We start from the raw sequence: 7,807 nt of genomic DNA, 5'->3' as shown, positions 1-7,807 counted from the left end.
CCGAACAGACGACGGTACTGACAAAAACACCGCAAAAATCACCAGAAAACTCTTGCAATGCAGGAGCCACCCACAGAGGTCTTCCGTCTCCGCGTCAAGCGCCGCGCTGCAGCACACCAAAGCCGCCATTCATGCCTTGTGCTCCATTTCTGCCTGTGCCGTCAGCCTTGGATCAATGTTGTGGCCCTTGAGGCTGCTCGAAGAAAAGGGTGTTCGATTTGCAGATGCGATCACGCTACGGAAGCCCAGTTGAAATGTCACTTGGGGAATGCCGGTTGACAATGTAGGAGCATGGGCCTCACCCTCAGGGCGTTATTCTGTCGATTTCTGGAAATTACGCATGCGCTTCAAGAGGCTGGTTTTGAATGCATTTTTTGCGTCTCTATCATGCTCAACCGGGGCCTTCGGTGAAGAGTGCCCAGACTGGCTCGAAACAGATTTCTGGAAATCGGCCGAACCCGAGGAAGTGCATAGCTGCTTGCAAGCAGGCCGCAGCCTGTTCGAACGGACAGACGACGGAGAAACACCGCTTCACCTCTCGGTCGCGGCCGCCTCACCCGATACTGTTTTGGAGTTGCTGAGATCAGGCGCGGATGTTTCACTGACCACCACCGACGGGCTGACGCCCTTGCATGTGGCCGCCCGGGATACGATCCATGGCACCGTCATATCCTATCTTCTGGTCTATGGCAGCGAGGTGGACAAGCGAATTCCGCCTGACCTCTGTTACGCTGGTACTTGCGCTGAGACGGCGCTGCATTTGGCCGCCGACCTCCGGAACGCGGCACCGCTTCTTGCCGTCCTGCTGGCCGGTGGGGCAGACCCGAACGCTGACGACAGCGCGGGACGCGAACCTTTACAGCGTGCCGTAGTCGGCGCAGGCCTTCCGGAAATCGATGTCCTCTTGAAAGCTGGCGCCGCAATCGACGAGAAAGACTTTGAAGGCAACACGGCCTTGCACGTCGTCCCGCAGAACAAGACCAATGAGCTTTTCGTCGCGCAAAGATTGATCGCTGCGGGCGCCGATGTCGATGCCCAAAGGGATGATGAAGTGACTCCGCTGATCGCGGTCGCCTACTACACAACCGATCCAAACGTCTTTGCATTCTTTCTCGCACAGTCAGACGATCCTTGTCATGCCTCGGCAACGGAGACAACGGCGCTGACCGGTCATGACTTCAACCCGGCCCTGACCAAGGACGAGGCTTACTGGAGCTTGCACGAACAATGCTCGCAGGACTCAAGCGGATATTCAAACTCACCAAGACCACGGTCGTGCTACTGGTCGTGGTCTGCACGCAGGGTTTCAACCTCCTGACCTTTGCCTTCGTTCCTCTGGCCAATCTGATGCTGGCTGCGGCCCAACGGCTTGCAATCCAACCCGCCGTTGCAGCAGCCTCGGAACTGGCCACGTCGATAGACCGAGAAAAGGCCGCCAAGACCCGGTCCAAAGACCTGCGCCGCGAACTGGATGCCGAACGCAGACGCGCGGCCCAACTCTACCTGGACCGCAAGGCAAGTGACGCCCGCATCAGAAAACTCCGGACAGAGCTGGACGACCTGCGCAAGGCGCCCCGCCTTCCGAACTCGGCGGTCAAGAAAATCGACAGACTGACGGCCCGGATCGTTCAACGCTCGGGCGTCAACGCCGCACGCAACCTCGCGTCCATGCCATTGGAAAGCGTGCCTGTTGTCGGCGCGTTGACGATTGTTAGCGTGACCGCCCTTGAAGTCCACGATGCATGTCAGACGGCCGTTGAAATGGAAGAACTGCGGCGGCTTGCCAACCTGCCTGACGATTGAGGCCTCTCAATCGACAGACAGGAGGTTCCCATGACCGCGGAGAGGATTTCGCCGCTGTGGGCGCGGGTGATTGAAGACATGCGCATTCCGGGGGATGGGCGAAAAGGCGCAGAAGTCCCACATCCCGGCTATCAAAGATTTCGCCAGGTTCCTGGGGCATTCGCCGGATACCGCCACCCCGGAGGAGTTGCGCGCCTACCAGTTGCCCATGACCGACACCGGGGTCACGGCCAGCACGTTCAACGTACGGATCGTGGCGCTTCGGTTCTTCTTCGGGATGAACCTAGTCTATGCCGTCTATGTTCGAAAGGTTTTGGTCTTTAGGCTCGCACCGAGAACCGTGGCGGCCCTCGACAATCTGGCAACGCTCCGAAACAAGGGAACGGTAGGGATACTACGCGAACATGGCTGTTGAGTAACGCCAGCTCTCATGTGCAATCGCCAACGCCGCGTTTTACCAGTCCGAGAGCAGCGGGAGGACGCTTCATAGAACACGATAAGCCATCGAAAATAATCGACATTTCGCCGGATTCGTCCGCTATTGTGAGCACTGCAGCATTTCGCTGGAATGCAGAGGTACAGCTGCATATGCGCGGTCGCCATATTGGCCAAAGCGAACATCGCGATGCAGCCGCTGTTCGCGATCTTGTTGCGCTGCGCGACGCTATTCGCACGGGGGTCGAATTTTCTGTCGGACCCGATGGTAGTGTCAGAAAGGTCCCGGATGGGGTCAAAGGCTATTTCCGCAGCCGGTCAGGTGGAACGACGGGAGCGGCGAAAACCATCCGCCGCAGTCATGCATCCTGGATCACAAGCTTTCATGTCAACCGCGACCACTTGGGTCTTGGCGCCGATGATCGCTACGCTGTATTAGGCGTTCCGGCTCATTCGCTTGCGCTCTACGCTCTGGTCGAAGGCGCGTATCTGGGTGCCGATCTTCATTCCTTTGCAGGGCTGCGACCTCGTCACCAAGTTCGAGGGATTACCGACGCGCAGGCCACGATCCTCTATGCGACGCCGACGCAGTTGCGCCTTTTGTGCGAAACAGGGGACCTGCTGCCAAGCCTGCGGCATGTGCTCTGCGGCGGCGGGCGTTTGACGCCCGAGTTGCGGCACCGGATCGCCGCGCTTTGTCCGAATGCGACCCTGTGCGAATTCTACGGCGCCGCCGAGACCAGCTTTATTGCCTGGGGCGATGGCAGCGGCCCGGCGGGCAGCGTCGGCCGCGCCTATCCCGGCGTCGAGATCAGAATCGACGCCACGGACGGGCCTTTTGGCGAGATCTGGGTGCGCAGCCCTTACCTTTTTGACGGCTATACCGAGGGCGACAGCGCCGAGACGCGCAAGAGCGATGGTTTCGTCACCGTCGGCGAGATGGGGCAACTCGACGACGAGGGTTACCTGACGGTGGCCGGGCGCCGCAACCGGATGGTCACGATCGCTGATCAGAACGTCTTTCCCGAGGACATCGAGGCGCTGTTGCTGGCCGACCCGGCAGTGACCCATTGCGCCGTGATCCCCCTGCCCGATGCGCGCCGCGGCACATGCCTAGTCGCGGCCATCGATGGACCGGCAGAGGCCGACCTCTGCGATGCGCTGCTGGTCCGGTGCCGCGCGGCCTTTGGCCCGCTTGCCGCGCCGCGCCGTCTGCAGGTTCTGGACGATTTCCCGCTGACCCTTTCCGGCAAGCCCGACCTTGCGGCCATCGCACGCCTTCTGGACCCACAGGCATGAGCGGCATCCGCATCGTTTCCGCCCTGCGGTCGGCGGTGGCCCCGCGCGGCGGGGCGCTGTCACGGCTTCAGATCCACGAAGTGGGCGCGCCGGTGCTGCGCCGGGTGATCGAGGCCGCTGGGCTGGAGCCCGGCCAGGTCGACGAGGTGATCATGGGCAACGCCCTTGGCGCCGGGGGCAACCCGGCCCGCATGGTGGCGCTGGCTGCCGGTTTGCCTGAAGAGGTCGCGGGGCTGACGCTGGATCGGCAATGTTGCGGCGGGCTCGACGCGCTGGTGATCGGCGCCGCCTTGATCGCCTCGGGTCAGGCGGATGTCGTGGCCGCGGGCGGGGTGGAATCCTATTCCAGGCGACCGCTTCGCCTGCGGACCGACCGGGACGGCGCCCCTCCCGAGGCCTATGATCGCCCGCCCTTTTCGCCTTGGCCCGACCGCGATCCCGACATGGACGAGGCCGCCGAGGCGCTGGCCGCCGAACTGGATATCTCCCGCGCGGCGCAGGACGCTTGGGCCATCGACAGCCACCGCAAGGCCCTGGCCGCCGACATGGGGCCGGAGATCGTCCCTCTTGGCGGGTTGCAGTCCGATGCCTTCACCCGCGCCCTGACGCCCCGGCTGGCCGCCCGCGCGCCGCGCCTCGGCAGGTCGATCACCGCCGCCAACGCCGCCGTGGCGGCGGATGGTGCGGCTTTCTGCCTGCTGGTCTCGGACCGTGTCGCCGCCCATTTGCCCGACGCTGGGCTGACCTATCGCGGGGGGGTAACGCTGGGCGGGCGGGTGGATCTGCCGGGGGTGGCGCCGGTCGCGGCGATCCGCAAGCTGCTGGACCGGGCGAACCTCAACGCCGGGACGCTCTCTGTGGCCGAGGTGATGGAGGCCTATGCCGTGCAGGCCATCACCTGCGTCAGCGGCGCCGGAATCGACCCGGCGATTGTGAACCCCGGCGGCGGCGGGCTGGCGCGCGGGCATCCGGTGGGGGCCTCGGGCGCGATCAACGCGGTGCGTCTCTTCCATGAACTCCGGCAGCGAGGCGGCACCGGGCTGGCCACAATCGCGGCGGCGGGCGGGCTGGGCACTGCGGTGCTGATGTCGGTCAGCTGAACCCACGCAGCGTCGCAAAGACGGAAAGCGCGTCGCGCTCTGTCCGCACGCCGTTCACTGGCGCCTCCGGGTCCGCGCGTCCCAGTGCCATGCCGCAAACGACCATCTCGTTTTCGCTCAGGCCAAGCTGGACATGGGCGACATCCGCATGATTGGCCAGGGCCCCGATGCCACAAGTGCCATACCCTAGGTCGGCAGCCGCAACCATGAGGGCCATCATCGACATACCGAGATCCATGAAACAGCCCTTTCCCATGTCCGGACGGATGGTCACGACGATGCCGACCGGGGCGGAAAAGAAACGGTAGTTCTCGTTGAACTGCGCCTTGCGCGCGGCAATGTCCCGCCGCCTGATCCCCAAGGCGGAATAGAGCGCATAACCCGCCGCCCGTTGTTTCGCCTTGAGATCCGGCGGCATGGGCTGCGGAAAATAGGAATACTCGGCCACCGGCGGGCGGCCACTTTTGGCGGCCTCGACCAGCGCTTGCGACAGGCTGGAGAGTGGCGTCCCGGTCAGCACGTGAAACCGACCGGGCTGCAGGTTGGCCCCGCTGGGGGCGGTTCGGGCGGCTGTCAGGATGCTTTCGACGTCCTGACGCGGCACCGGATCGGGCAGAAAGGCCCGGACCGAGCGCCGCGCAGACAGCAGGTCCTGCCCCCCTGTCCCGGTCATCCGCGGGACAGCACGCTCGACGGGCGCGACTTGGCCAGGCCGGCAGTGATCAGCCCGGCCAGGATCGCCTTGATGACGTCGCCGGGAATGAAGGCGGTGACCAGCAGCGCCGCCTGCGGGATCGACTTGTCGAGCATCAGGGACATACCGACCACGCCAAAGGCGTAAAGCACGACGACACCGCCAACCAGGGACGCAACCGCGGCGACCGACGCAAGACCGGCGCGCCAGCGCTCGACGATCAGGCCGGTCACGAAGGCGGCCACGGGAAAGCCGATCAGAAAGCCGACCGAAGGCGTGGCAAAGGCGCCCAGGCCCCCGCGTCCGCCGGCCAGCAGTGGCAGGCCAAGCGCCACCAGCGCAAGGAACAGCAGTACCGCCAGCGCACCACGCCGGGCCCCGAGAACCGTACCGCAGAGCATCACGCCCATGCTCTGCGCTGTGATCGGCACACCGAAGGCGAGGGTGAATTTCGGGATCAGCCCCAGCGCCGCGATCAGAGCGGCAAAGAGGGCGATGAGGGCAAGATTGCGTTCCATTTGGTTTCCCTAGTCCGTGGGTTCTGTGGTTTCCAGGCCGCCGCGGGCGCGCAGCGCCTCGGCGACATGATCGGCATCGTCCAGCGCCGTCGCGGCCAGCGGCATGATGATCTGCCATCCGGTGCGCCGCGCGGACCGTGCGCGCCAAGCTTCGGCCAGCAGCCCGCCCTTGCGTGCGATCGACGGGGTAAAGCGCACGACCAGTGCGACGGAAAGTTCCAGCGCCCTGGTCGACAGGCCAAGGCGGCGGAACGGCGCGAGCAGGACCGCAGCGACCGCCACCATGTCGCTGAGCCGCGTCGTCATGGTCACGAAATTCGCCAGCGCCAACGCCGCCAGCAAGCGCAGGGCCACCGTCATCCCGGCCTCGATCTGGCCAGTCACACCGTGCCAGACCGCGATGAGCAGTAGAAAGGGCAGCAGGATCTTCAGCGCGTGGGCGGCCGCGCGGGCAAAGGACGGGCCGCCGGTCAGTGTCAGTCCGACCACACCGGCCAGCGCAAGCGCCAGCGCGCCGGGCGATTGCAGCGCTAACAGCCCTACGGTCGTCACCGACAGGGCGGCCAGCTTGACGCCCGCGGGAACGCGGTGGGCCCAGGTCTCAACCGGAGAGGTCAGAGAGATCATCCTGCTCCCCCCAATTGTGCATCTGGTGTTCGAATTGGCTTAGAACGTCGGCGGCCTGGCCGTCCTCGCGGATCCGACCCCGATCCACCCAGATCACGCGCTCGAAGTGCCGCACGCTGTCGGGATCATGGGTGACCTGGATGATGCTGGCCTCGACCTCGTCGAAGACGCGCATCAGTTGCAGGCGCGTGGGAATGTCGAGTCCGGAATAGGGTTCGTCCAGCACGATCACCGCCGGACGCATCGCCAGGATCGCCATCAGACAGACAAGCTGCTTTTGCCCCTGCGACAGAGCATGGGTTGCCGCGCCCGCCCAGTGGGACTTGCCGAACAGTTCCAGGATTTCGCGGGTCTCCTGCGCGGCCGCGTCACGCTTGCGCCCCAGCTGCACCAGGCCAAAGGAGATTTCCTCCTCGACCGTGGGAAAGATGATCTGGTGGTCGGGGTTCTGGAACAGGATGCCGACCGTGCGCAGCGCCGCCTTGCGGTCTTTCGCCATGTCGGTTCCGTCAATCCTGGCCGTCCCGCTTTCCGGCGCCTGAAGCCCGGCGATTACGCGGGCCAGCGTGGTCTTGCCAGAGCCGTTGCGGCCGACGATTCCGATGCGGCGCTCTCGGATGTCACAGGAAATGTCGTGCAGGATCGCCGGCCCGCCGAGGCGTACCGAAACGCCCCGAAGAACGAGTGCCGGTGGTTTCCCCGTCCCAGCGGAGCCCGCAGTTATCCGAGGCGCCAATTGAATCGTTTTCGCTTCTCTGATTGTCGCGCTGGCTTACATACATAGTTCACCCTAGGTCGCCAACCGGCAACTGCATTCCTCAGGCCGTTTTACTGGTCCAAGTTTGCGAGATTGGCATAGCGCATTCGCGATAGTAGCGAGCTTGCAGGCGACGGTTGTGATGACAACCTTGTATGGTTTTCCGGCTTTACGAAGCCGTTATGCGAGTACTTTCATGGTCTGGTAGTGATGTGCGCCCACCAGGGCCGCCTGGGACAGGACATGCCGTAGGGCACGCCTGCCGCTGGCAATGGCACGTTTCCCGCGCAGCGATCCGCTGTCATTTGCGATGGGTTCGAGCAAGCTCAGAGCTGCGGCTTGTTCCCCTGACACGGCTCCGAGTTCGGGCATTTCCGCAAGCCGCATGGCACTGGCGACGGGACCGATCCCGGGAACGGAGTGAAGGTTGCATGCGGGTCAGCCTGGAGGCGCGCATCCTGGAGGGCTCTGTTGCACCAAGCTTGTGATACCCGAGGTTCCCCTTTCCCCGGACGGACTTATCCTACGGGCTCTGTGACAGGGATGCCAAGGGCGGTGTAGCGGTTGAGCACGG

General features: G+C 64.1%; 10 protein-coding genes and 1 pseudogene. 6 read left to right on the top strand and 5 right to left on the bottom strand.

Features of this window, described 5'->3' with window-relative positions; all coding sequences use genetic code 11:
- From KZZ07_RS26330 to KZZ07_RS26305, 6 genes are all read left to right on the top strand, one after another.
- A partial coding sequence (locus KZZ07_RS26330; protein ID WP_219519811.1) for a hypothetical protein occupies positions 1 to 253 on the top strand: 253 nt, incomplete at its 5' end.
- Positions 254 to 340: 87 nt separating this feature from the next.
- Entirely contained in the window at positions 341 to 1,318 is a 978-nt protein-coding gene (locus KZZ07_RS26325; protein WP_219519808.1) for an ankyrin repeat domain-containing protein, read from the top strand.
- On the top strand, positions 1,276 to 1,803 hold the full coding sequence (locus tag KZZ07_RS26320) for a hypothetical protein (protein ID WP_219519805.1): 528 nt from the start codon (positions 1,276 to 1,278) through the stop codon (positions 1,801 to 1,803). The genes KZZ07_RS26325 and KZZ07_RS26320 overlap by 43 nt, the downstream gene beginning before the upstream one ends.
- A gap of 94 nt (positions 1,804 to 1,897) precedes the next feature.
- On the top strand, positions 1,898 to 2,218 hold the full coding sequence (locus tag KZZ07_RS28205; RefSeq protein ID WP_370631271.1) for a phage integrase N-terminal SAM-like domain-containing protein: 321 nt from the start codon (positions 1,898 to 1,900) through the stop codon (positions 2,216 to 2,218).
- A complete protein-coding gene (locus KZZ07_RS26310; protein WP_219519802.1) occupies positions 2,215 to 3,537 on the top strand; it encodes an AMP-binding protein in 1,323 nt (440 codons plus the stop codon). The genes KZZ07_RS28205 and KZZ07_RS26310 overlap by 4 nt, the downstream gene beginning before the upstream one ends.
- The gene (locus tag KZZ07_RS26305) at positions 3,534 to 4,637 is read left to right on the top strand and encodes a thiolase family protein (RefSeq protein ID WP_219519799.1); all 1,104 of its coding nucleotides are present in this window, start codon (positions 3,534 to 3,536) and stop codon (positions 4,635 to 4,637) included. The genes KZZ07_RS26310 and KZZ07_RS26305 overlap by 4 nt, the downstream gene beginning before the upstream one ends.
- Here the strand turns inward: KZZ07_RS26305 and KZZ07_RS26300 are convergent.
- The 5 genes and pseudogenes from KZZ07_RS26300 to KZZ07_RS28200 form a co-directional block, all read right to left on the bottom strand.
- Positions 4,630 to 5,310 carry a nitroreductase gene (locus KZZ07_RS26300; RefSeq protein WP_219519796.1) on the bottom strand — a complete coding sequence of 227 codons (681 nt, stop codon included), beginning with the start codon at positions 5,308 to 5,310 and terminating at the stop codon, positions 4,630 to 4,632. The genes KZZ07_RS26305 and KZZ07_RS26300 overlap by 8 nt on opposite strands.
- Positions 5,307 to 5,849 (bottom strand): biotin transporter BioY, encoded by a 543-nt coding sequence (locus tag KZZ07_RS26295; protein WP_219519793.1) that lies wholly within the window; start codon positions 5,847 to 5,849, stop codon positions 5,307 to 5,309. The genes KZZ07_RS26300 and KZZ07_RS26295 overlap by 4 nt, the downstream gene beginning before the upstream one ends.
- Before the next feature lie 9 nt (positions 5,850 to 5,858).
- Positions 5,859 to 6,476, bottom strand: coding sequence for an energy-coupling factor transporter transmembrane component T family protein (locus KZZ07_RS26290; RefSeq protein WP_219519791.1), 618 nt, complete (start codon positions 6,474 to 6,476; stop codon positions 5,859 to 5,861).
- A complete protein-coding gene (locus KZZ07_RS26285) occupies positions 6,451 to 7,212 on the bottom strand; it encodes an energy-coupling factor ABC transporter ATP-binding protein (RefSeq protein WP_219519788.1) in 762 nt (253 codons plus the stop codon). The genes KZZ07_RS26290 and KZZ07_RS26285 overlap by 26 nt, the downstream gene beginning before the upstream one ends.
- A 201-nt stretch (positions 7,213 to 7,413) precedes the next feature.
- Positions 7,414 to 7,650, bottom strand: a pseudogene (locus tag KZZ07_RS28200) (transposase); the annotation flags it as partial.
- Between the last annotated feature and the right edge of the window lie 157 nt (positions 7,651 to 7,807).

Origin of the sequence: Mameliella sp. CS4 (genome assembly GCF_019392335.1) — a bacterium.
Classification (GTDB): Bacteria; Pseudomonadota; Alphaproteobacteria; order Rhodobacterales; family Rhodobacteraceae; genus Antarctobacter.
Note: the sequence above shows the minus strand (reverse complement) of the source record. Positions and strands in the feature narration are given on the sequence as shown.

Coding starts and splice junctions, on each gene's coding strand:
- KZZ07_RS26295 (WP_219519793.1), bottom strand. CDS start 5,849: ATGGAACGCAATCTTGCCCTCATCGCCCTCTTTGCCGCTCTGATCGCG.
- KZZ07_RS26305 (WP_219519799.1), top strand. CDS start 3,534: ATGAGCGGCATCCGCATCGTTTCCGCCCTGCGGTCGGCGGTGGCCCCG.
- KZZ07_RS26290 (WP_219519791.1), bottom strand. CDS start 6,476: ATGATCTCTCTGACCTCTCCGGTTGAGACCTGGGCCCACCGCGTTCCC.
- KZZ07_RS26300 (WP_219519796.1), bottom strand. CDS start 5,310: ATGACCGGGACAGGGGGGCAGGACCTGCTGTCTGCGCGGCGCTCGGTC.
- KZZ07_RS28205 (WP_370631271.1), top strand. CDS start 1,898: ATGGGCGAAAAGGCGCAGAAGTCCCACATCCCGGCTATCAAAGATTTC.
- KZZ07_RS26325 (WP_219519808.1), top strand. CDS start 341: ATGCGCTTCAAGAGGCTGGTTTTGAATGCATTTTTTGCGTCTCTATCA.